The sequence below is a fragment of the Aquimarina sp. AU474 genome, assembly GCF_900312815.1.
Taxonomy (GTDB): Bacteria; Bacteroidota; Bacteroidia; order Flavobacteriales; family Flavobacteriaceae; genus Aquimarina.
The window spans coordinates 1,734,587-1,757,330 of record NZ_OMPE01000009.1 but is presented as its reverse complement, the minus strand read 5'-3'; the positions used below and the strand labels follow the sequence as shown (position 1 = coordinate 1,757,330).

Below are 22,744 nucleotides of genomic sequence, written 5' to 3'. Positions count from 1 at the left end.
GTTTTTCCGAAATACAAAACTCAATAAAATCTCAATGAACTAAACAAAACTTAAACCCCGTTTTGCGGGTGCAAACATATAACCAAAAATCCATTCCACAATACCTTTTTTAAACTATTTTTTAAAGTTCTTATAACATATTGATTACATACTATTTAAAATCTGAAAAAAATGAATATATGTATCACCTCTTGTCTATTTGTATTATTATAGACTTGCTTATAGGAGTATGACTTTTATCGGCAAAGTGATCATAGGGCACCAAAACATTGGTTTCTGGGAAATATGCAGCTAGATTTCCTTGGGGAATATTATAAGGCACAACCAAAAAATTAATTGCTTTTCTTTCTTTATTGTCATAATTGCTTATCAAATCAATAACATCAAGTGCATTTAAATCATAACGTATCATATCATTCTTATTCATCATCACGATTCTTCTTTCATTATAAATACCTCTATAACGATCATCTAACCCATAAATAGTTGTGTTAAATTGATCGTGTGATCGAATAGTCATCAATATAAATTCATTTTCCGCTACTTCATGTTTAGGCAAATCGCAAATACTAAATTGTGCTTTTTGATTAGGTAGTTTATCAAAATCTAAATCTCTTACATTATTAGGAAGATAAAAACCAGATCCTTTCGATCGGGTGTTGATATCATCAAAGCCTTTAATAACATTTTCTATTTTTTCTCTGATCAACTTATAGTCTTCAGATAATTCTTTCCAGTTTACAACATGGTCACTATTAAAATAAGTATCTGCAATGCCTCCTATTATTTCAGGTTCACTTATTAAATTATCTGAAGCTGGTTTCATCAAACCTTTAGATTGATGAACTTTCCCCATACTATTTTCTACCGTGAAAAATCTTGGTTGCCCATTTTTTATATCTAACTCAGACCGTCCTATTGTTGGTAGAATTAAAGCTGTTTTGCCTGTGACCAAATGGGTTCTATTTAGTTTTGTACTAACTTGTACCGTTAAATCACAATTTTGAAGCGCCTGGGCAGTATATAATGTATCCGAAGCGGCAGACAAAAAATTGCCTCCTAAAGCCATAAATACTTTTACTTTTCTATCATACATAGCCTTTATAGCATGCACAGTATCTAACCCTTCTTTATTCGGAGGAGTAAAACCAAACGTTTTTTCTATTGATTCATTTAATACAGGAGAAACATGATGCATAATACCCACTGTACGATCTCCTTGAACATTACTATGCCCCCGAACCGGGCATGTTCCTGATCCAGGTTTACCTAAACTTCCTTTAAGTAATAGAAGATTTACACATTCTTTTATGTTTTCAACACCATTTTTATGTTGCGTAAGACCCATTGCCCAACAAATAATGATCTTTTCTTTATTCGCTATTAACTCAACAACTTCATTTACCAATTCTTCTTTGACTCCACATAACTCTAATAACTTATCATTAGAATAGTTTTTTACATCATTTAAAAGATTATCATATCCATTGGTATATCTCTCTATAAACTTATGATCAAAAACATTTGCTCTTTCTTTATCTAGTATTGCAAGTTTTTTAATGATCAATTTTAACAAAGAAACATCTTGATTTATTTTTACCTGAAGATGGATATCTGTTAATGAGGTTCCTGAAGAAAGCACTCCTTTAACTTCTTGAGGATTCTTAAACCGAATTAACCCAGCCTCTTCCAGAGGGTTAACACTTATTACTTTCCCATTATTCTCTTTACATTTTTGTAGAGCAGATAACATCCTAGGATGATTAGTACCTGGGTTTTGCCCCATTACTATGACAACTTCTGCTTGATCAAAGTCTTCAAGTTTTACAGAACCTTTTCCTATCCCTAAGGTTTCATTTAACGCAACACCGCTTGATTCATGGCACATATTTGAACAATCCGGCATATTGTTTGTTCCAAAAGCTCTTACAAATAGACCATATAAAAATGCTGCTTCATTACTTGATCGTCCCGAAGTATAAAATGCCGCTTCGTTTGGTGAATTTAATTCATGTAATTCTTTTGCAATAAGTGCATAAGCTTCTTTCCAGGAAATAGGTTCATAATTAACTTTATCAGATCTCAAAACCATGGGTTCTGTAATCCTTCCGCTTTTTCCGATCTCGAAATCTGACCAACGAGATAATTCTTCGACAGAATATTTTGCAAAAAAATCCTTATCTACTTTTTTATGAGTTGCTTCCTCAGCCAAGGCTTTTACTCCATTTTCACAATACTCTCCTAATCTGGATGGTTTTTCGGGATCTGGCCATGCACACCCCGGACAATCAAAACCTTCTTTTTGGTTCATATGAGATAATGCCCGAAAAGATTTCAGAACTCCCATTTCACTAAACGCATGCTGTAGTGCAACTTTGACAGCCGGAAGTCCCGCAGCATAATCTGCTGGTTCTTCTAACTTAATTCCAGTAAAATCATTAGGTCCTAAAACAGAAACGTTTCTTTTTATGATATCGCTCATTAGTATATACTCTAAAAATAGAATGATGTAAAATAGTGCTATCAAAGATACATCTAAATAGTAAAACACATTCTTAATATACTATGAGCCTATATTGATTGCTTTATCCCCAAAAAGTAATTTCAAAAAATATAAGCTACTTTATAAGAAGAAATTCCAAACAAAACCAAAGCGTATTACAGCATCTCTGGTAGCATATCCTCGAGCAGAAAACTCATTGTTTTGACTAAAAGCTTCCCCAAAGTTTTCGACTCTAAAGAAAACCCTTGTTTGTCTCACTTTTGCATTAAAAAATAAATCAATTTGTGGAAACCTTCCTATTTCTTGATCGTTCTGCGTATAAAATTCTGACAACACAGGATCATAAGCATCTGCATTATAGCTAGAAAAGTATTTAAACGTAACACCTGCTTGTAAAAAAAGTGCATTTTTCTTAAACCAGTGATCCTGATAATACAAACTATTTCTGGTTATTATTTCTGGAACATTATATATCCCATCTCCACCCTGAATACTTTGATACATTACTGTATTGTCCAAACCAAGTTTCCAATATTTAAAGGTATTACTTAATTTTACCTTAAGCACATCTATGTTTTCTGAAGCTTGTAATGGAACTGTAATAGAATCAGCATCTTTTGTAAAATAAGTATGGTTTTTTATTGTTGAATAACTAGCTTGAATAGTTGCGATTTTTTTTGCTTTAAGATCAACTTGAATTTTTTGAATTTCAATATTCTCAAAATCATTTTGCCAGTTATAATTTACATAGTCACTTTGATATAAAAGAAAATTATAGTTAGGAGCTACCGAATTCGAACTTATTTTTGCTTGCAATTGATAATCATCATTAAGCTGATAGCCAACACCAGCATCAACATAATGACCATCAAAATCTCCAGAAACCAAAGTCATTCCTTCTGCAAATAACTCAAACCCTTTATACGTGTTTTGATATTCTCCTCCTACAGAATACGAATCCCCTTTAAGACGATTCGTAATATTAATTTGTTCTCCCGCCGTATTTACCTGACTAAGAATAGTATTGTACCCATAATTGTAGTTAGAACTACCTCCTGTAACTCTAAGATGCCCCAACCACGTATTAGAAAAATCTATAAAAACCTGATTACTAAAATCTTCTAAAGCCACTTTATCTGATAGCGCTCCAGATTGATAAGCCTCTCCTAACAATCCATTTGGTGCCAAAGCGGCTTGATCAAATTGAAATGATTTATCAGAAAGATCCATAATATGCCCTACAGATAATGAAGTGTTTGTACTATCGGTTTTTTTAAACAATGCGAACTGATGGTTTAAATAAAATCTTTTACCCAACAAAATACTTTCGGCATTCTCAAAATTAACGGATATCGAACCTCTATCTGCAAACTCGGATTCTTCTCCTACAAAATCCCCTAAAGCCAAGTATTGCTCTATACCTTCAGAAGACAAACCTCCATTTTCCTCATTAAGCAAGTCTTGAGATACAAAATGAGATTTTACCTGATATCTCTTATTTTTGGTAATGTAACTTAAGGTAGATCTAAAATTACCCGTACTTGTTAAAGCGTGTTGATACTTACCTAAAGAACGCACTCCTTTGTATGCTATAGATAAATTAAGTTGTGGTGATGTATTTATAGTAAAAAAAGCATCTAATTGCTGACCCTGTTCAAAAGTTGTTTTAAAATACAGTTCGGTTAACGGAGTGGGCACATGATAATAGTTAATATCCTGAGCCTCCATAAAATTAAAATGTCTTGCTCTAGCCCCAAAAAGAGGTAACAAATGATTTCTTTCTTCTCTTTTTGCTAAACTATTATATGTTTGTCCAACATTATTAATAGGCAATAATTCAAAATCATCTCTTCTTAGATAATTAAATTTATAATCCTTTTGCAACGTTAATGTAGTGTCTACATAAGTTGTATCATTTTGTATAGTAATGATCTTATAATCTGTAATCGGAGGCTTCTCCTTTTTATCTCTAGATCTGGGAGCAGAATTACGAATCGATTTCTCATTCAACTCCTGACCCTCTTCTGTCTCTTCTTGATTTCTATCTTGAGCCCAAATTACAGAACCAGATATAAGTGCAATTATTAATATTAAGTTTTTTCTCATTAGCATACTGAACTGAGGCAAAAATATACTTTTTTAACGAAAGTAAATCATGCTCATTGTCTGTTTAGGATAACTTTTATTATCTGTTTTAAAAAATAGTTTTTTTGAAGTTGTATTCATACTGTATATTAGCATTATGCTTACATTAAAATTAAATCCTCATCTTCTCGAATGCGGAACAGATGAAGCTGGCCGAGGATGCTTAGCGGGACCAGTAACTGCCGCAGCTATAATACTCCCTGATAACTTTAGCAATCAAATACTAAATGACTCTAAACAACTTAGTGAAGCAAAAAGAAAATCTTTAAAACCTCTATTAGAAGACTGTTCTATTAGCTATGGTGTTACACATATTTTTATGGAAGAGATTGATAAAATCAATATTTTAAACGCTTCGATTCTGGCCATGCAAAAATCTATAACGCAATTAAAACCTCAACCTGAACATATTATTGTTGACGGAAATAAGTTTAAACCATATCATAATATACCTCATACATGCGTTATAAAGGGAGATGGAAAATATTTAAACATTGCAGCTGCTTCCGTTTTGGCAAAAACATATCGTGATGAATTCATGGAAAAAATACATGAAGAATTTCCAATGTATAATTGGAAAAAAAACAAAGGATATCCTACGGCCGAACATCGTGAGGCCATTCGCAAGCATGGCATCACAAAATATCATCGTAAAAGCTTCAGGTTATTACCTGAACAATTCACATTAGACCTTAAATAATTATATCTTTGGCACACAGAAAATGGAGAAAATATATAAACATTCAAATTGTATTTCGATCATTAAAACAGACTTTATATTTTGCAAACCTGGAAACTGAAACTTTTAATTTTGAAAAATCCACCCAAGGAAACAAAACGAATCCAAATAATGAAAAAGATAGTTGCAATTCTTTTAGTTTTTATTGCCATCTCTTGTGGTAACACATTAGAAAAGTCAAACTCCTTAATAGATTATATTCCTAGAGATTCTCAAATCATTATTAAAATTAATGATCTAGAAAAAGCATCCAGCACTTTAAGAGATAATAATTTTATTAAAAACAACACTCAAATTGCATTGGTGGATTATTTTAAAGGGTTATCTGTATTAAACGAAACTAAACAAAAGGAGGGTCTATTATGTTTTTCGCCAAGAGGAAAAAATGATTTTGAATATACTTTTGTTTCCAAATTTGATCCGCATATAATTCAAAAAGATTCTAGTAATACCAGAAATATAGAGACCATAAATTATTCTGAACGTACTATTTACAAGGTTTCATCAAAAGGAAAAACATTTTATGCCACAAGACAAGATAGTATCTTAATAGCATCATCATCCCAGTTATTAATTGAAAATGTTATTCGCGTCCAGGCTAACCCCTTACCAATAGATAACGATTTACAAAAAGTATATGAGGTTTCTGGTTCAGACAATACTATGTCTATACTCTTAAATGGAAAAAAACTAAAAAACATACATAATTCTCTATTACCAAATACAACCTTAAAGGGTTTAGATAACTTTAGTGGTTGGGCATCGCTAGATGCTACTTTGGGCCAAAACTCTATTCGATTAGACGGAATTGCTGTTGAAAAAGATTCTCTGTCGAGTACCATTGGTATTTTTGATAATACAATCCCTCAACCAAATGAGATTTCGAAAATCACTCCTATTACCGCTCTAGGTTTTATCTCTTATACCTATGATGATTTTTACGTTTTAAAAGAGAATTTATCAAAAACTCAAGATAGAGAACTAGAAGATGTTCCTAATGATCTGGATGAATTACTATCTGGGGTTTCTGAGATCGGAGTTTTATTTATGGAAAAAGAAAATGCTTTGGTTCTAAATTCTTTAGATGGTACCACTGCTCTAGAGAGCCTAAACGGAGAGAAAACCGGAACGTACAGGAACATTACTCTATACAAATATCAAGATCCATCTTCTTTTTCACAAATTCTTACTCCTTTGGTTAAAAATATTGAAGCAAAATTCTACTTTGTTCAAGATGATTTTATTGTATTTGCTTCTTCTACAAACACCCTGAAAGATATTATCGCCAATGCTCTTAATCAAACACTCATAGATCAACAAGAATACTACAAGAACACCGTTAAAGGAATGTCTGACAATGCATCTATCCTTATGGTTGGCACTGTTGAAAACTTAAAAAACTATGTCAGTACCAATGTAGAAGAAACCTACAAAAAACAATGGATCGATTTACGAGACAAAGACTATCAAATAGGAGTATTGCAGGTCATTAAAGAAAATGATTTTGCACATATTCATAGTGTTTTACAAAAAAACATTGCAAAAGGAACAGCTACTTCGGTTAGCCAAACAGCCTCTACAACATTAGAAAATAAGATATTGAATAGACCTATCCTTGTTAAAAATCATAGGACAAAAGGTATGGATGCTGTTGTGCAGGATATTGAAAATAACTTATATCTAATTTCGGACAAAGGATCTATTTATTGGAAAAAACAAATTGATGGCGAAATTCTAGGAGATATTCAACAAATAGATATCTACAAAAATGGTCGTTATCAATTATTATTTAATACCTCAAATACTTTATATGTATTAGATAGAGATGGAAAGGATGTCGCATCTTATCCAAAAAAATTCGAAAACACGATTACACAGCCGTTAAGTTTATTTGATTATGATAAAAGTAAACGATATCGAATCATAATTACTCAAGGCAATCAAATTAAGATGTTTGATGCAGAAGGCAAAATCGTTACTGGTTTTGGGTTTAAAGAAACAGAAACAGACCTTATTCTACCTCCCAAACATATTAGAATTGGTACCAAAGATTATATTCTTTTATCGGAAACCAATGGAACTTTGACCATCTTGGATCGTCTAGGTAGATCAAGAGTAAATGTAAAAGACAAAGTAGATTTTTCTAAAAACGAGTGGTATCAATATCAGGATAAATTTACATCAACTACCAAAGACGGAAAATTAATTCAAGTGCAAGCAGATGGTAATGCCGTTACTCAAAACCTTAAGCTAAAGAATGATCATAATATAATGGCGACAAATAAAACTCTTGTTACATTTTCTGAAAATAGGTTAGCTATTAAAGGACGTACATTAGAATTAAATTTTGGAGTATACACAGCGCCCAAATTATACTATATCAACAACAAGATATATATTACCATTACGGATATACAAGCCAAAAAAGTATATCTATATGACAGTAATGCTGAACTGTTTCCTAATTTCCCTGTATACGGAAACTCAGTACTAAGCCTAGGTAATATGGATAATGATGATAATCTGGAATTTGTGGTTCAAGGAGAAGAAAATAGTATATTAATTTATCAGATAAATTAACTACAATCATATCATTTATAAAAACCGAAGTCTTATGCTTCGGTTTTTTTGTTTTAAATAAAAATCATTTAAATTTTATTTAACAATTAATTAAGAATTGAGGGTTGATCTTAACATTTTTTGTTAAACCTCATCTAATGAGTACTAATTTTTCACAAAAAGAGTTGTAACTTGATATAACTCAAACAAACTAACACAAATCAACTCAATTATGAAAACAAGTATTTTAACCAAAATACTAGTACTCTCATTTTTAATGATGAGCATTGGTATTAATGCACAAGTGTGGACTCCCATATCCGCAAGTAAGACTGCTAGCAAAGCAAAAGAACTTAGAAAAACAACACCTTCTAAGTATAAACTTTTCACTCTTAACACCAAACAATTAACTTCAATTCTGGCTAAGACACCAGAAAGATCTCAACAAAAAAATTCGAGTATTGTTCTAGAATTTCCAACAAATGATGGAGCGATTCAAAAATTTAGAATCCTTGAAGCTTCAGTACTTGACACAGAACTTGCAAAAAGATTCCCTGATATTAAATCTTATATTGGCTATGGGGTAGATGATCCAACATCTGTAGTAAGATTTAGTTTATCAAAGGTTGGTTTACATGCCATGATCTATTCAGGAAATCATAAAACCATATATATTGATCCTTATACAAAAGATAAAGAGAATTATATCTCGTATTTAAAAACAGATTTACCAGCGGATCCCAATGGATTTCAATGTTTAGTTGAGGATAATATAAAATCAAATTTTTCTCAAGATCAAATTCCAACTACCAAAAACGCTAATGATGGTAAACTAAGAACGTTTAGACTTGCCGTTGCATGTACTGGGGAATACTCGCAGTTTCATATCAATAATCAAGGGATTAGTTCTGGCGCTTCGGATCAAGTAAAAAAAGCAGCAGTTCTATCTGCTATAAATACCACCATGACTAGGGTAAATGGTATTTTCGAAAGAGATTTAGCAATAACTATGGTATTGGTAAATAACAACACTGATATTATCTTTCTTAACCCAAATACCGATAATTTAAGTAACAGCAGTGCTGGTTCTTTAATTAATGAAAGTCAAACGGTTTGCGATAATGTCATTGGTTTTAATAATTATGATATTGGGCATGCTTTTAGTACAGGAGGTGGTGGATTAGCACAACTAAGATCACCATGTACAAATTCTAAAGCAAGAGGAATTACAGGTCAAAGTAGTCCTATTGGTGATACATATGATGTAGATTATGTAGCTCATGAAATGGGACACCAGTTTGGAGGGAACCATACTCAAAATAATAATTGCCAAAGATCGGGTGCTTCTGTAGAACCTGGAAGTGCATCTACGATTATGGGGTATGCTGGTATTTGTTCTCCTAATGTTCAAAATAATAGTGATGCATATTTTCATGCTATAAGTATCCAAGAAATGTGGCAAAATATCTCTCAAGGAAATAGTAGATGTGGAGCCCAAAGTAATACCGGTAATGCTGCTCCAACAGCAAATGCAGGGCAAGATTTTACTATACCGTCTTCTACTCCGTTTATTCTAAAAGGTATTGGATCTGATACTAATGCTGGAAATTCACTAACGTATTGTTGGGAGCAAATGGATGCACAACCGGCAACAATGCCCCCTTCATCAACATCTACTAATGGACCAGCATTTAGATCATTAACACCTACCTCATCACCAGATAGGTATATGCCCGCATTACCCACAGTTATCGCTGGGCAAACATCTTCTACTTGGGAAGTTGTACCCTCGGTAAATAGAACAATGAATTTTAGACTTACTGTTAGAGATAACGCCCCTGGTGGGGCAAGTACAGCTAGCGACAACACTGTTATAACCGTTGCTGGCGGGGCTGGCCCTTTTGTGGTAAGCGCACCTAACTCTAATGTGAGTTGGGCTTCCGGATCTACTCAAACAGTAACATGGAATGTAGCAGGAACGACAGGAAATGGAATTAATGCAGCCAGTGTAGATATTCTTTTATCTACAAATGGAGGAAATACATATCCAACTGTTCTAGCATCGGCTGTTTCTAATGATGGTTCTCATAATATTACTGTCCCTAATGCTGTTGGTACGCAAAATAGAATTATGGTAAGAGGATCAGGACATATTTTCTATGATATTTCTAATGCTAATTTTGAAATTACGTCTGGCGGCGGCGGTGACACACAAGCACCAACCGATCCTGCAAATTTAACAGCATCAAATATTACACAAACTACTGTAGATCTTTCCTGGAATGCTTCAACAGATAATGTAGGTGTTACAGGCTACGATGTATATCAAGGAAACACAGTAGTTACAACAGTAACAACTACCTCATATCAGGTAACTGGATTATCATCAAATACAGCGTATAATTTTAGTATAAAAGCTAAAGATGCAGCAGGTAACGAATCTAACGCGAGTAATATTGTAGATGTAACAACATCTTCTCAGCCAGATACCCAAGCACCAAGTGCTCCAAGCTCGTTAACCGCTTCAAACATCACGCAGACTACTGCAAATCTTTCATGGAATGCTTCTACAGATAATGTAGGAGTATCGGGATATGATGTATATCAAGGTAGTACGGTAATCGCAACCGAAACAACTACCTCATATCAGGTTACCGGGTTATCACCAAATACCAATTACAGCTTCAGCATCATTGCCAAAGATGCTGCTGGCAATGAGTCTACTGCGAGTAATACAGCAACCATTACTACGCAATCTTCTGGAGGTTCTAATTGTACTGGAGGTATATCTTCTTATCCTTATGCAGAAGGTTTTGAAAACACATTAGGTACATGGACCCAAGGCAGTGGAGATGATTTTGATTGGACTGTAGATGCGAACGGAACACCATCAAGAAATACAGGGCCATCAAGTGCAGCTCAAGGTACATTTTATGTATATATGGAATCATCTTCTCCTAATAATCCTACTAAAAGGGCTATACTAAATTCTCCTTGTTTTGATTTGGGAGCAATTACATCTGCAAACTTTACGTTTCAGTATCACATGTATGGTCGTTCAAACATGGGTAGTTTAGAACTAGAAGTAAGTAATGATAATGGAACTACATGGGCTTCTATCTGGTCAAAATCTGGTAATCAGGGTAACTCATGGCAATCAGAAAATATAGATCTAAGCTCGTATACCGGTGGAGCTATACAGTTGAGATTTAATGGGATCACAGGAACTACATGGCAAGGTGATATGGCAATCGATGATGTACGCTTAATTGAAGGAGGGCCTTCTACATGTACTGATGTTGTTTTAACCTTAAATTTTGACGATTATCCTCAAGAAACGAGTTGGCAAATTACCAATAGTAGTAATCAAGTTGTAGCATCTGGAGGGACTTATGGTTCTCAACCTGATGGATCTACCCTAACATTAACAGAGTGTTTAGATCCTGGAACGTATACGTTTACGCTTAACGATAGTTATGGAGATGGTATGTGTTGCGCTTACGGAAACGGATCGTATTCACTTTCGTCTCAAGGCACTACTATAGCATCAGGTGGGCAATTTGGATCATCAGAAACGACAACCTTTACAGTTACAGGAGCAACCAAAGCAATTACTGTAGAAAGTATGACAACCACAGAACCGTTACAAGTAAAAGCATTTCCGAATCCAGTTGGAGAAAATGAATTACTAACCGTAATTGTCTCTAAAAAAGACACACCATATGAAATTGTTGACTTGCTCGGAAAAACGGTTATGTCGGGTATGTTAAAACAAAAAGCCATTAACACTCATGATTTACCGTCAGGACTATACATTCTAAGACTTAACCCAGGTGGTGAAGGTAAATTGAAAACAATACAATTTATTCAAGAATAAATAATTAGTTTATTGGGTAAAAACAAAGCGGTGTATTTTTCAATACACCGCTTTTATTTTTTAAAAGATAATGGTTTCTTTTAACGCAATAATTTTATGGGAAACTTCATTTACAGCGAATTCTAAATCTATAACCATCCCTTCCTCTGTTTTATTAACTATCAAAACTCCATTATTCACTCTATAATATCCAGCTTCTCCTTTACAAAAACAATGTTTTCCAAAAAGTAATTTCACGTTATTTAACTCATCATTTTCTATCCGCATCTCTTCTTGTGTCTTTGCAATTTGAAAATGCACAGTTTCAGAATAATCTCCATCAACAGTTCCTTCAGGTCCTTTTATTTTGAAAGTGTACTCTACAACTGTATAATCTCCTTCTTCAATTACAGGATAATAACGACCTGTAGTATCTTCTTTTAATGTGATTAAGGAGTTTTTATATGTTTTAACATTGCAATTTCCATTTTCAGGACAAAGATTTTGAATGTTAATAGTTGTCGAAGTGTTGGCAATAATCAATGGTACGTGTGACGAACTGGAAACTTTACAAGAATGTACGGCTAACGCCAGTAAAAAAAACACATATATTTTCATAAGATTCAATCAGTATTTACTCATTAAAACCTTTAGAATATTATTTTAGTATTTAAGCGAGGACTAAATTTCTTCTTGAGTAATGATCAGTTTTGCTTCGAAAAGAGTTCTAAAGTGCTTCAATAGTTTTCCTTTAACCTCTTCAATATCAATTTTTTCTTTACCTAATTCAACATTTAAAGAAGTTACTGCTTTACCTTTTATACCACAAGGAATAATATTATCAAAGTATCCAAGATCTGCATTAACATTCAAAGCAAAGCCATGCATTGTTACCCAGCGACTAGCACGCACACCCATAGCACATATTTTTCGTGCAAAAGGAGTATCAACATCCAACCACACACCGGTTTCACCTTTGCTTCGAGTACCTGTAATACCGTATTCTGCCAAAGTAAGAATTACCATCTCTTCAAGAAAACGCAAGTATTTATGAATATCCGTAAAAAAATTATCTAAATCAAGAATTGGATATCCTACAATCTGTCCAGGCCCATGATAGGTTATATCTCCTCCTCTATTTATTTTATAAAATGTAGCTTCCTTTTCTTTGAGTTGCTCTTCTGAGAGCAGTAGATTACTAACATCACCACTTTTACCCAAGGTATATACATGTGGATGTTCGACATAAAGAAAATAGTTAGGAGTTTCGAGTCCGGCATCTTCTCGTCTATTTTTGATTTTGATATCCAAAATTTCTTTAAATAGTTTTTCCTGGTATTCCCATGTAACACCAAAATCTTCAGACCCTAATTCTCTAACTTGTATGTTCTTATTCATAATTTGATTCCAAAACCCATATCTAGGAATTTGGATTATTAAGTATAACTAATGCAGCTATTACTCCAGGAACCCAGCCACAGATTGTTAATAACAATACTATAAGCACAGATCCACATCCCTTATCTAATATAGACAATGGTGGAAAAAATATAGCCAATAAAACTCTCCAGAAACTCATATTTTGCGATGTAAAAATAAATTAAATATTATAATTATAGGTAGCTTAAGATTTTATTCTGTTACAATATTAACTTAAAATTAATTTCTATATTTTTAGACTGTTATACCATACTATGAAATTTCGACCCTGTTACTTATTGTTTCTTATCCTATCCTTAGGTTCCAATTTATTATTCTCGCAGCATGAGTTTACAGGTTATGTAAATACAGAAAAATGGTCTGGTGACATCTATTTATCTTTAATTGAAGATTACCGACAATTATCTGGTATTTATCCTGAACAAATTATCCAGAAGACCGCAAGTGATTCTTTAGGATATTTTAGTTTTTCTGGCGACAATCTACCCTCGGGAAATCGTATGTACAGAATACACATTGAAAACTGTTCGAACGACGAAGAAAAAACGATTCATTTTAATGGATTTTGTCCAGACAGTAAAGAAATTTTATTTATCGCCAATAATTCTGATACACTTACATTACCTTTTTCTTTTGACAAAGAAATGTTCTGTAAAATTGTTTCAAACAATCAAAAGAGTAGCGCTTTTATAAAAGTAGATTCTATTATTAACGACATGCGTTTTGCATTTGCATCTTATCGCAGTGAAACCAATCGTAGGATTAACACCAAAAAATGGTTTTCTACACTGCAAGAATATGCTCAAAATCAAAATGAACCCCTTACAGAGCTGTACATTTATTCATTTATCTCTAACAAATCCAATAATTTATATTCGTATTATCTAAAAGACTTAAAAGAAAATACATACTATGATCATTTATTAGAAAGGCTTCAAAAAAAATATCCAGATAGCAGGTATTACACTCAATATAAATCTGAATTGGCTTCAGATAAATTTTTAATAACTCCTCAAAAAACAACTTCAAAGAATTATCAAGTGTGGTCTTTACTTATATTATTATTTGTGTCTTTAGGCTTTAACTTTTTTCAATTTTCAGCATCTCGAAAAAACCGAAATTCGACTTCGGATCAGACCAAAAACCTAACCCAGCAAGAACAAAAAGTATTGGATTTTATTCTTAAAGACAAAACCAATAAAGAGATTGCTTCATCCATGTTTGTAAGTGTAAGCACTATAAAAACACATATTAACAATCTATACAAGAAATTAGAAGTACGATCAAGAGAAGAGGTTAAGTCACTGTTTATCAATAAGTAAATAAAATTTCCACCCCGATCTAGTCCCTTTTTCGAACCCCAGTTTGTTCATTTTTCCGGCTCTTATTTTGATTTTTGGTTTCATCATCTATTTATGAACTAAAAAACAAGAAAATGAAAAAAGTAATCTTAATTGCATCGGCAATTTTAACCATTGGTTTGGTATCCTGTACCACTAATGCATCGAGTAAAGTAAATCCTGAAAATGTGGTTACAGCAAGTATTCGTGATGCAAAAACAACATTAAAACCTGTAATGACTTTTAACAAGGTTAATCATGATTTTGGGACTATTAACGAAGGCGAAACAGTAGCACACACATTTACTTTTACAAATACTGGTAAAGCTCCATTAGTTATCATTAATGCTGTGGGTAGTTGTGGCTGCACTGTTTCTAAATGGCCCAGAAAACCAATCGCTCCCGGAGCTACCGGAGATATGCTAGTTACTTTTAACTCTAATGGAAAACCCAATTTACAAAGTAAACAAGTAACTATTACCGCAAATACAGAAAAGGGGAAAGAAATACTTAAAATCAAAGCTATGGTTACTCCTAAAACGAAAATCAAGACGAACGGTTCTCCTGCTAGTAAATAGCATATTAAATCAATGTTATATCCCTCCTAATGGGGGGATATTTTTTTTAGAATTGGGAAGTATTAGGAGCCATTAATAATAGGTCTCGTTTTCTCACCTTTTTGTAACGCTATAATATATCCACATGAAAATAATCATATCCCTGATTATAGTATCGATTATATCTACTATAACATTATACGCACAGTCTTTTAATCATGAAATAAAGTTAGAACAAAACTCCCCAATGCTAGTAGGGAAAATAAATAAAGAAGGTTTTAATGAAAAACCTTATAATGATTGGTTCTCAAAAAATCATTCTCAATATACTCCTAAACAAATTAGTATTGATTCTTTAAAAAGAAGGTTAGATCAATATACCATCAAAGTTTTTATGGGAACATGGTGTGGGGATAGCAAACGTGAAGTACCTCGTTTTTATAAAATACTAGAGAACAGCGAATATCCTTTGGATCGTCTTACTATTATTGGTGTAGATCGTCGTAAATCTACATACAAACAAAGCCCCGGAGGAGAACATGAAGGTTTAAACATTCATAGAGTACCTACATTTATTTTCTATAAAGATGGTAAAGAAGTAAATCGAATTGTGGAGTCACCAAAAAATACTTTAGAAACAGATATGCTAAACATACTTTCTGGAAACTATACTCCAAAATATGAATCTGTAGCTATGATGCATACGTTATTAACACAAAAAGGTAGGTTATATGTATTAGAAAACGCGAAAGAATTGGTGACAAAATTTAGAAGCAAAACCAAAAATCTATATGAGTTGAACACTCTTGCCAATGTCCTTTTTTATGCAAACAAAAAAGAAGAAGCCATGGCGGTTCTAGAATTTAATACATTGCTATTTTCTAGAGAAGCTAATGTTTATATCAGTATTGCCAACAAGTATGTTGATATAAAAGACTTAAAAACAGCAATAAAGTATTATCAAAAATCTTTAGAAATCACTGATAATCAAGAAGTATTAAACAAAATCAAAAACTTAATGGCAATAACAAATAAAGGATAAAAGTTTTAAGCAGTCTTTTTCTTTAAATTCTTCAAATACGCTACTTTTGTGCATTTAAAATGGCAGAATTATGCAATTATCAGAACAAGAGCTTGTAAGACGAGAAAAACTAGACGCGCTACGCGGCCTAAACATCAATCCATACCCAGCTGCACTATATCCAGTTGATCACACATCAGAAAAGATAAAAAGTAAATATGACGAAGGAAAAAAAGTGATTATTGCTGGACGATTAATGTCACGACGTATACAAGGAAAAGCTTCTTTTGCCGAATTACAAGACGCCGATGGGCGTATACAAGTATACTTTAATAGAGACGAAATTTGTATTGGTGAAGATAAAACAAAGTATAATGAAGTATACAAAAAATTACTTGATATTGGTGATTTTATAGGAATCGAAGGCGAACTATTTACTACGCAAGTAGGAGAAAAAACCGTTATGGTTAAAGATTTCACCTTACTGAGTAAGTCTTTGAAACCTTTACCATTGCCAAAAACAGATAAAGACGGAAATACCTTTGATGAATTTAACGACCCAGAATTAAGATATAGACAACGCTATGCAGATTTGGTTGTAAATCCACAGGTTAAAGAAGTTTTTGTAAAAAGAACCAAGCTTTTTAATGCAATGCGTGAGTTTTTTAACGATCGCGAATATTTTGAAGTTGAAACTCCTATCCTACAACCAATACCAGGTGGAGCAGCGGCACGACCTTTTATTACTCATCATAACTCATTAGATATTCCGTTATACATGAGAATTGCCAATGAATTATATCTCAAAAGATTGATCGTTGGTGGTTTTGATGGTGTTTACGAATTTTCTAAGAATTTTAGAAATGAGGGTATGGATCGTACTCATAATCCAGAATTTACAGCTATGGAAATTTATGTAGCGTATAAGGATTATAATTGGATGATGGATTTTTGCGAACAATTACTAGAGCATTGTGCGATTGCTGTTAACGGAACCACTAAAGCTACTTTTGATAATCATGAAATTGATTTTAAAGCTCCGTACGCCAGAGTCACTATGGCAGAATCTATAAAACATTTTACAGGTTTTGATATTACTGGTAAATCTGAAGCCGAAATACGAGAAGCTGCAACTTCTATGGGAGTAGCAGTAGATAATACAATGGGTAAAGGAAAACTTATTGATGAAATTTTCGGAGAAAAATGTGAGGGTAACTATATCCAACCTACATTCATAACAGATTACCCAAAAGAAATGAGCCCGTTATGCAAAGAACACCGTGATAATCCAGAGCTTACAGAACGTTTTGAGCTTATGGTGTGTGGTAAAGAAATTGCTAATGCATATTCTGAACTTAATGATCCAATAGATCAGCGTGAACGCTTTGAAGATCAGTTAAAACTTGGAGAAAAAGGAGATGATGAGGCTATGTTTATTGATCAAGACTTCATAAGAGCATTAGAGTATGGTATGCCTCCAACTTCTGGTATGGGTATCGGTATGGATCGTTTGATTATGTACTTAACCAACAATCAATCCATCCAAGAAGTATTATTTTTCCCTCAGATGAGACCAGAAAAGAAAGCTGTTGCTCTTACTGAAGATGAAAAAGCAGTAGTAACAATATTAAAAAGTGCTTCTCCTTTAGATTTAAATGAGTTAAAATCCAAATCAGGTCTTAGTAATAAGAAATGGGATAAAACAATCAAAGGGTTAACCAAAAACAAACTTGCCAAAGTTGAAAAAACTGAAGAAGGTTTGTTTGTAGCTCTTTTGTAGGTAAAATATAACCCTCATGAAGAAAAAATTACTTTTTGTTATAGTTCTATTTTGCTATGCGATTTCTTTTGCGCAAAGCACTAATATGGATAGAAAACGTTTTGGAGTTTCGTACATTAAGCTACCTTCTTCTCCCATACTAGACGATAGTAAAAGAACGTTTTCGACCAACTCAAAGTTCATTTCTTTATACGGATTCTCTAAAGTTAATTCTGGAGCTAGTCTTGATATTATTTTAGACTATCAAGGAATTGCAGTAGACGACTATGATATTGTTAAAAATAAAGTAGAAGATAGAGATAGCGACGGGAAACTTATAAGAACAAGATATGAATACCAAGTTATTGTAGATTATAATTCGCGTGCTGCTATACAAATAAGTAATAGTCTTACTGGAGAATCTAACCAAGAACACTATCTAGAAAACAGTATTTTTAAGAGTGGTATATATAAAAGTTATGACGGTGCTAAAAAATATTATGCTGGCAATGCAACTGCTATAAAAAAGAGGTATCGATCAGAACAATGGGTACGTTTAATCAGAAGGATTAAAAGTGATCTAAATGAAATATATGGATATGTTCCTTTTGAAATTAAAAATGAAACATTTCTGATTTTGAGTTCTAAAAAGCATCCAGAATATGTCACTCATCAAAAATTATTTGACGAGGCTGAAAGTATTTTTGACAGAATGAAATACAATGAACCTATTGATGGTTTGGCATTACGACTTAAGCCACTTATCGATTCTTTTGAAAAAATTACTACTAAATACACAGGTACAAAACGTAAAGAACGAAAAATACGCCACGCTAGTTACTTCAATATCTCTAAAATGTATTATTACATGGATAATCCTGAAGAAGCAAAAAAATACGCTCAAAAGATTATTGATAATGACTTTAATCTTAGTGAAGGTAGACGCCTTATTAGCCTAGCTGATAGACTTAAAGAAAGATTAGATGTCAATCAACTAGCAAATCGACATTTTGACATCGTTACAGAAGATCTTACCAATCTTGACTATTCGGATGTGCCAGAAGAAGATAATTTTCAAGAACTAAAACAACAGAAAGAAGTTGATATTCCTATTATAGCTTATCTTATTACTACCGCTAATGATACATTAACAGCCCAAATATCTAATACAAATATTAGTAAAATTGGATATACCGTGGATGTACATCTTAAAGGTGATGATAACAATCTGCAGCCTAACACCTTCAAAGCCGAAGAAATTAATACGCTTGCATTGGCCAACGGAGAAATATACAAAACGATAACTTTTGATGAAGTATCAACAGGAACAAATGTACCCGGGCCAAAACTTGTAAAAACACTTCATGAATCCGATCAAATTACTTTATACGTATTTAACGATAAAGAATTAATCCTTAAGACTCCTAATAGCGATAAAGGAACATCTACATTAACTCCCGACTTTGTATTTGGCATTCATAAAAAACTTGCGCTATATGCAGCGGATTGTCCGAAACTAAAAACTCGAGCTCAAAATAACGAATTCAAAAATAATCAAGAAAGCCTTCTTGAATTCTGTAAAGCTTTATCAAATTGTGATTAAAAAAACAAAACGCTACATTAAGTAGCGTATAAATATGTTTTTATTTTTTGCTTTCTAAAAAAGTATCTTCTTCCCAAACACCTTCATTTACAAGGTTCCCATCCGTGTCAAATGATTTCCCTTTGCCATTTCTAGAATTATTTTTCCATTTTCCACTATGTTTTGTCCCATCTGACCAGTACATAGTTCCTTTTCCGTGACGCTGATTATTTCTGAACGATCCTTCATATTTATCTCCATTAGGCCAAATATAAGTTCCTCTTCCTGAAATTTTGTTATTACTAAAGCTTCCAGAATATTTAGAATTATCAAACCATACAACATTTCCTTTTACTAAATTACCTTCGGAAACCTCAACATCAAAAATTGCTCCTTCAACAGAAAATTTGTGCCAACCGTTATTTAATTGACGTAAACCTTTTGAAGCGGGGTAATTGAGTTTTTGTGCTTGCATCCCTAAAACACTCCCCAAAATCAATGCGATAACAATTACTTTTCTTTCCATTACTTGTATTTTTTCTTAAATGGGTCGAAACTTTTATGTACTAGCTTACATTTCAATGCGATAAATCTTCATTACCATGCTAAAAAAATAGGAGGCGCCTTGATAAAACGCCTCCTTCTCCTTTTTAAAAAAAATCCTAACTATACGTTATTGTGTTCCCTATAGTTTCGGTATAATTTTCTTGTGCTATAGTATCCACAAATATCCATTTTGCCTCTGCTGTACTAGAAGTAAAAGCAACTTTTAAATACCCTCTTCGCGAAGAATCTGTGTATTGTAAATCATCGATAAGTGTTTGAAGTGAGGCCTCAAATCCACTTATTTGATTATCTGGTAATCCTGCAAATTCCTCAAATCCAGGTGATGTTACCGAAGGAGTAGCAAATTCTACTCCTACCTCTTCTCCACTAGCATTTTTTAATAGACTGTGCCATGCATTATGCGTGTCTCCAGCGAGACATACAGTCTTTTTTCCTGCTAATGCCGCAAAAAGTTGCTCTCTTTCTGTAAAATAACCATCCCAAGAATCTAGATTGTACGGCAATACAGTTCTAACTCTGGTAATTTCTTCGGTAGTTAATGTTACATCTCCTGCTATTAATCTACTTTTTATATCGGTAAGCTGTGCTAATGAATCTTGAAAAGCTTGTGTCGTTTCTGGAGTAACGCTTCCTGCTGCACCAATTTCTGCAACAACTCGCCCCAAAATAATAAGTAATTCTGCTGGCATAAACATTTTCCCCATCAATACTTGTTGTCCCAAAACCTGCCAAGATGAAGTACTTCCTGATATTGACCCGGACAACCATGTTAATTGTTCTGCCCCTAAAAGTGTTCTATTAGGATTTAATAATGCTTCCTGAAAAGCATCACCATCCAATTGCCCTGTGTTAAAATCAAAGAAAGTGTTATATGATATTTGCTTATCTCTTCCTATAATTCTAGTATCTAACATATGTAGACTCAAAATAGACCCAAAATCAAAAGATCGATATATCTTATATGGATCTGTGGATCGTATTGGTAAAAACTCACTATATACTTGTATCGCTCTTTGCTTTCGTGCCTCATAAGAACCTTCGTTTTCTTGATGGTTCTCTGCCCCATATTTATATGCATCATTTGTAACTTCATGATCATCCCAAACGCAGATAAAAGGTTTCTTTTGATGAGCTAACTGTAATTGTTTGTCACTACGGTATTGCTTATATCTGCTTCTATAATCTTCTAAGCTTATAATTTCATTTGCAGGACTATGCACTCTATTTAAAGCGACTGTATTCTCATTAGTACCATATTCTCCTTCTCCATACTCATATATATAATCCCCTAGATGCACAATTACATCTGCATCAGAATTTGCCATCATCCCATAAGTATTAAAAAGACCTGCTGCAAAGTTTGCACAAGAACATACTGCTAATTTTACATCAGCAACGGCATCCCCAACTCCTGGCAAGGTTATGGTTTCCCCAATTACTGATACTGTTTTGGTATCTATGTTAAAAAATCGGTAGTAAAATTTTTCATTTGAGGGTAAATCCTGAACATCTATGGCTACCGTATAGTCATTCTCTGCAAACGCACTTATTTCACCACTTCTTAAAACTTTTTCAAAGGTTTTATCGATAGACAATTGCCAGTTTAATGTAATCCCTTCTACTGGAGATAATTTTGACATTATTTTTGAAACAGGTGTAAATCTGGTCCATAAAATTATACTAGTTTGAGTTGGATCAAAGCTAGCTAACCCTTCAAAAAAATTATCTGTAGTTAAATCAGGAATCTCTCCAATTGGTAAATCATCATCATCATTGCAACTAATATATATTGGAGCCAATATTAAACCACCTGTAACCAAAAGTGACTTTTCAAAAAACTTTCTTCTATCCATTTATCTAATTTTATTACTTCGTAAAGGTATTTTCAGTTTCATATTTCTATGTTACCTCTCAATTAAATAAACCTTAATTGTTATGCACACCGATATCTCGCAATGTTTGACCTTCTCAACAACCCAAATCCATTTAAATATTGAAGTTTTACAAGAATCTCCTATATTTGAGTGTTTTAAAAACTAACAACATGCCTTTTATCACAGACGAAGAATTACAAAGTTTTAAAGATCAAATAGAAAAATCTGAAGAATCTGCGCGTTCTGCAGGCTATTTGAGCGAAAAAGCGGTTAAGGACGAGAAAGAAAACTCTCGGAAATTTAAGATCGCTACTATAATACTGGGTATAATTGCCTTACTTGGAGTTGCAGGAACGGTTTATTTTATGCAATTTAATACTCCTGCGAATATGATTTCTCAGAAAAAACATAAAGAACAAGTAGGGATTCTTGAAAACAAAGTTACAGAATTAGAGGCAACGCTTCAGAACCTTTCTATGAATCAAGAAATAGATGGAAATAACTCTAATGAAGATGCTGGTTCTATAAATGATCAAATAGTATATGCGGTTCAGATTGGTGCCTTCGAAGAAAAGAGACTGTCTTTGTATTCAGATAGTTTTGTAAACTTGAAAGAAATTAAAAGTGAAGGGTTTAACAAATATGCCTTAGGTAATTTTGAAACATTAAATGAAGCTAAAAAGTTTCGTAGAGAACTCGTACGAATGGGTTTTAGAAATGCTTTCATTGGGTCTTATCAAAATGGAAAACGCTTAAAAATAGAAGAAGCTTGGTAAAGCGATAAAAATATTGCAATAACAAA

Annotated in this window: 16 protein-coding genes; 9 read left to right on the top strand and 7 right to left on the bottom strand. The window is 33.2% G+C overall.

Features of this window, described 5'->3' with window-relative positions:
• Nucleotides 1-184 precede the first annotated feature (184 nt).
• Together DK508_RS20935 and DK508_RS20930 are read right to left on the bottom strand one after the other, a co-directional pair.
• Nucleotides 185-2,482: an FdhF/YdeP family oxidoreductase gene (locus DK508_RS20935; RefSeq protein WP_109302721.1), complete on the bottom strand. Its 2,298-nt coding sequence runs from the start codon at nt 2,480-2,482 to the stop codon at nt 185-187.
• 141 nt (nt 2,483-2,623) lie between these two features.
• A complete protein-coding gene (locus DK508_RS20930; protein WP_109302720.1) occupies nt 2,624-4,609 on the bottom strand; it encodes a putative porin in 1,986 nt (661 codons plus the stop codon).
• Nucleotides 4,610-4,745: 136 nt separating this feature from the next.
• On the opposite strand from DK508_RS20930, the gene DK508_RS20925 reads away from it, so the two are divergent.
• From DK508_RS20925 to DK508_RS20915, 3 genes are all read left to right on the top strand, one after another.
• A complete protein-coding gene (locus tag DK508_RS20925) occupies nt 4,746-5,348 on the top strand; it encodes a ribonuclease HII (RefSeq protein ID WP_109302719.1) in 603 nt (200 codons plus the stop codon).
• Between the two features lie 150 nt (nt 5,349-5,498).
• Complete coding sequence (locus tag DK508_RS20920; protein WP_160114823.1) at nt 5,499-7,967, top strand: ribonuclease HII; 2,469 nt, start codon at nt 5,499-5,501, stop codon at nt 7,965-7,967.
• Nucleotides 7,968-8,178: 211 nt separating this feature from the next.
• Complete coding sequence (locus DK508_RS20915; RefSeq protein WP_109302717.1) at nt 8,179-11,823, top strand: reprolysin-like metallopeptidase; 3,645 nt, start codon at nt 8,179-8,181, stop codon at nt 11,821-11,823.
• Between the two features lie 60 nt (nt 11,824-11,883).
• On the opposite strand, the gene DK508_RS20910 is transcribed toward DK508_RS20915, so the two are convergent.
• The 3 genes from DK508_RS20910 to DK508_RS20900 all read right to left on the bottom strand — a co-directional run bounded on the left by DK508_RS20910 (nt 11,884) and on the right by DK508_RS20900 (nt 13,381).
• On the bottom strand, nt 11,884-12,420 hold the full coding sequence (locus DK508_RS20910) for a hypothetical protein (protein WP_109302716.1): 537 nt from the start codon (nt 12,418-12,420) through the stop codon (nt 11,884-11,886).
• A gap of 63 nt (nt 12,421-12,483) precedes the next feature.
• The gene (gene lipB, locus DK508_RS20905) at nt 12,484-13,200 is read right to left on the bottom strand and encodes a lipoyl(octanoyl) transferase LipB (RefSeq protein ID WP_109302715.1); all 717 of its coding nucleotides are present in this window, start codon (nt 13,198-13,200) and stop codon (nt 12,484-12,486) included.
• 22 nt (nt 13,201-13,222) lie between these two features.
• On the bottom strand, nt 13,223-13,381 hold the full coding sequence (locus DK508_RS20900) for a YqaE/Pmp3 family membrane protein (protein WP_109302714.1): 159 nt from the start codon (nt 13,379-13,381) through the stop codon (nt 13,223-13,225).
• 115 nt (nt 13,382-13,496) lie between these two features.
• On the opposite strand from DK508_RS20900, the gene DK508_RS20895 reads away from it, so the two are divergent.
• The 5 genes from DK508_RS20895 (at nt 13,497) to DK508_RS20875 (ending at nt 19,522) form a co-directional block, all read left to right on the top strand.
• Nucleotides 13,497-14,564, top strand: coding sequence for a response regulator transcription factor (locus DK508_RS20895; RefSeq protein ID WP_109302713.1), 1,068 nt, complete (start codon nt 13,497-13,499; stop codon nt 14,562-14,564).
• A gap of 113 nt (nt 14,565-14,677) precedes the next feature.
• The gene (locus DK508_RS20890) at nt 14,678-15,160 is read left to right on the top strand and encodes a DUF1573 domain-containing protein (protein WP_109302712.1); all 483 of its coding nucleotides are present in this window, start codon (nt 14,678-14,680) and stop codon (nt 15,158-15,160) included.
• 124 nt (nt 15,161-15,284) lie between these two features.
• The gene (locus DK508_RS21395) at nt 15,285-16,181 is read left to right on the top strand and encodes a thioredoxin family protein (protein ID WP_109302711.1); all 897 of its coding nucleotides are present in this window, start codon (nt 15,285-15,287) and stop codon (nt 16,179-16,181) included.
• Nucleotides 16,182-16,251: 70 nt separating this feature from the next.
• Complete coding sequence (lysS, locus tag DK508_RS20880; protein WP_109302710.1) at nt 16,252-17,940, top strand: lysine--tRNA ligase; 1,689 nt, start codon at nt 16,252-16,254, stop codon at nt 17,938-17,940.
• A 16-nt stretch (nt 17,941-17,956) separates the two neighbouring features.
• Complete coding sequence (locus DK508_RS20875; RefSeq protein ID WP_109302709.1) at nt 17,957-19,522, top strand: hypothetical protein; 1,566 nt, start codon at nt 17,957-17,959, stop codon at nt 19,520-19,522.
• 40 nt (nt 19,523-19,562) lie between these two features.
• On the opposite strand, the gene DK508_RS20870 is transcribed toward DK508_RS20875, so the two are convergent.
• A complete protein-coding gene (locus tag DK508_RS20870; protein ID WP_109302708.1) occupies nt 19,563-20,027 on the bottom strand; it encodes a hypothetical protein in 465 nt (154 codons plus the stop codon).
• A 136-nt stretch (nt 20,028-20,163) separates the two neighbouring features.
• Nucleotides 20,164-21,921 (bottom strand): alkaline phosphatase, encoded by a 1,758-nt coding sequence (locus tag DK508_RS20865; protein ID WP_109302707.1) that lies wholly within the window; start codon nt 21,919-21,921, stop codon nt 20,164-20,166.
• 191 nt (nt 21,922-22,112) lie between these two features.
• Between DK508_RS20865 and DK508_RS20860 the strand changes: the two genes are divergently transcribed.
• Nucleotides 22,113-22,718 carry an SPOR domain-containing protein gene (locus tag DK508_RS20860; protein ID WP_109302706.1) on the top strand — a complete coding sequence of 202 codons (606 nt, stop codon included), beginning with the start codon at nt 22,113-22,115 and terminating at the stop codon, nt 22,716-22,718.
• Nucleotides 22,719-22,744 lie beyond the last annotated feature (26 nt).

Bases quoted from the DNA above. Each gene is read 5' to 3' on its own strand.
- DK508_RS20870 (WP_109302708.1), bottom strand. From the start codon at position 20,027: ATGGAAAGAAAAGTAATTGTTATCGCATTGATTTTGGGGAGTGTTTTA.
- DK508_RS20895 (WP_109302713.1), top strand. From the start codon at position 13,497: ATGAAATTTCGACCCTGTTACTTATTGTTTCTTATCCTATCCTTAGGT.
- DK508_RS20865 (WP_109302707.1), bottom strand. From the start codon at position 21,921: ATGGATAGAAGAAAGTTTTTTGAAAAGTCACTTTTGGTTACAGGTGGT.
- DK508_RS20860 (WP_109302706.1), top strand. From the start codon at position 22,113: ATGCCTTTTATCACAGACGAAGAATTACAAAGTTTTAAAGATCAAATA.
- DK508_RS20915 (WP_109302717.1), top strand. From the start codon at position 8,179: ATGAAAACAAGTATTTTAACCAAAATACTAGTACTCTCATTTTTAATG.
- DK508_RS20900 (WP_109302714.1), bottom strand. From the start codon at position 13,381: ATGAGTTTCTGGAGAGTTTTATTGGCTATATTTTTTCCACCATTGTCT.
- DK508_RS20920 (WP_160114823.1), top strand. From the start codon at position 5,499: ATGAAAAAGATAGTTGCAATTCTTTTAGTTTTTATTGCCATCTCTTGT.
- DK508_RS20890 (WP_109302712.1), top strand. From the start codon at position 14,678: ATGAAAAAAGTAATCTTAATTGCATCGGCAATTTTAACCATTGGTTTG.
- DK508_RS21395 (WP_109302711.1), top strand. From the start codon at position 15,285: ATGAAAATAATCATATCCCTGATTATAGTATCGATTATATCTACTATA.
- DK508_RS20930 (WP_109302720.1), bottom strand. From the start codon at position 4,609: ATGAGAAAAAACTTAATATTAATAATTGCACTTATATCTGGTTCTGTA.
- lipB (WP_109302715.1), bottom strand. From the start codon at position 13,200: ATGAATAAGAACATACAAGTTAGAGAATTAGGGTCTGAAGATTTTGGT.
- DK508_RS20875 (WP_109302709.1), top strand. From the start codon at position 17,957: ATGAAGAAAAAATTACTTTTTGTTATAGTTCTATTTTGCTATGCGATT.
- lysS (WP_109302710.1), top strand. From the start codon at position 16,252: ATGCAATTATCAGAACAAGAGCTTGTAAGACGAGAAAAACTAGACGCG.
- DK508_RS20910 (WP_109302716.1), bottom strand. From the start codon at position 12,420: ATGAAAATATATGTGTTTTTTTTACTGGCGTTAGCCGTACATTCTTGT.
- DK508_RS20925 (WP_109302719.1), top strand. From the start codon at position 4,746: ATGCTTACATTAAAATTAAATCCTCATCTTCTCGAATGCGGAACAGAT.
- DK508_RS20935 (WP_109302721.1), bottom strand. From the start codon at position 2,482: ATGAGCGATATCATAAAAAGAAACGTTTCTGTTTTAGGACCTAATGAT.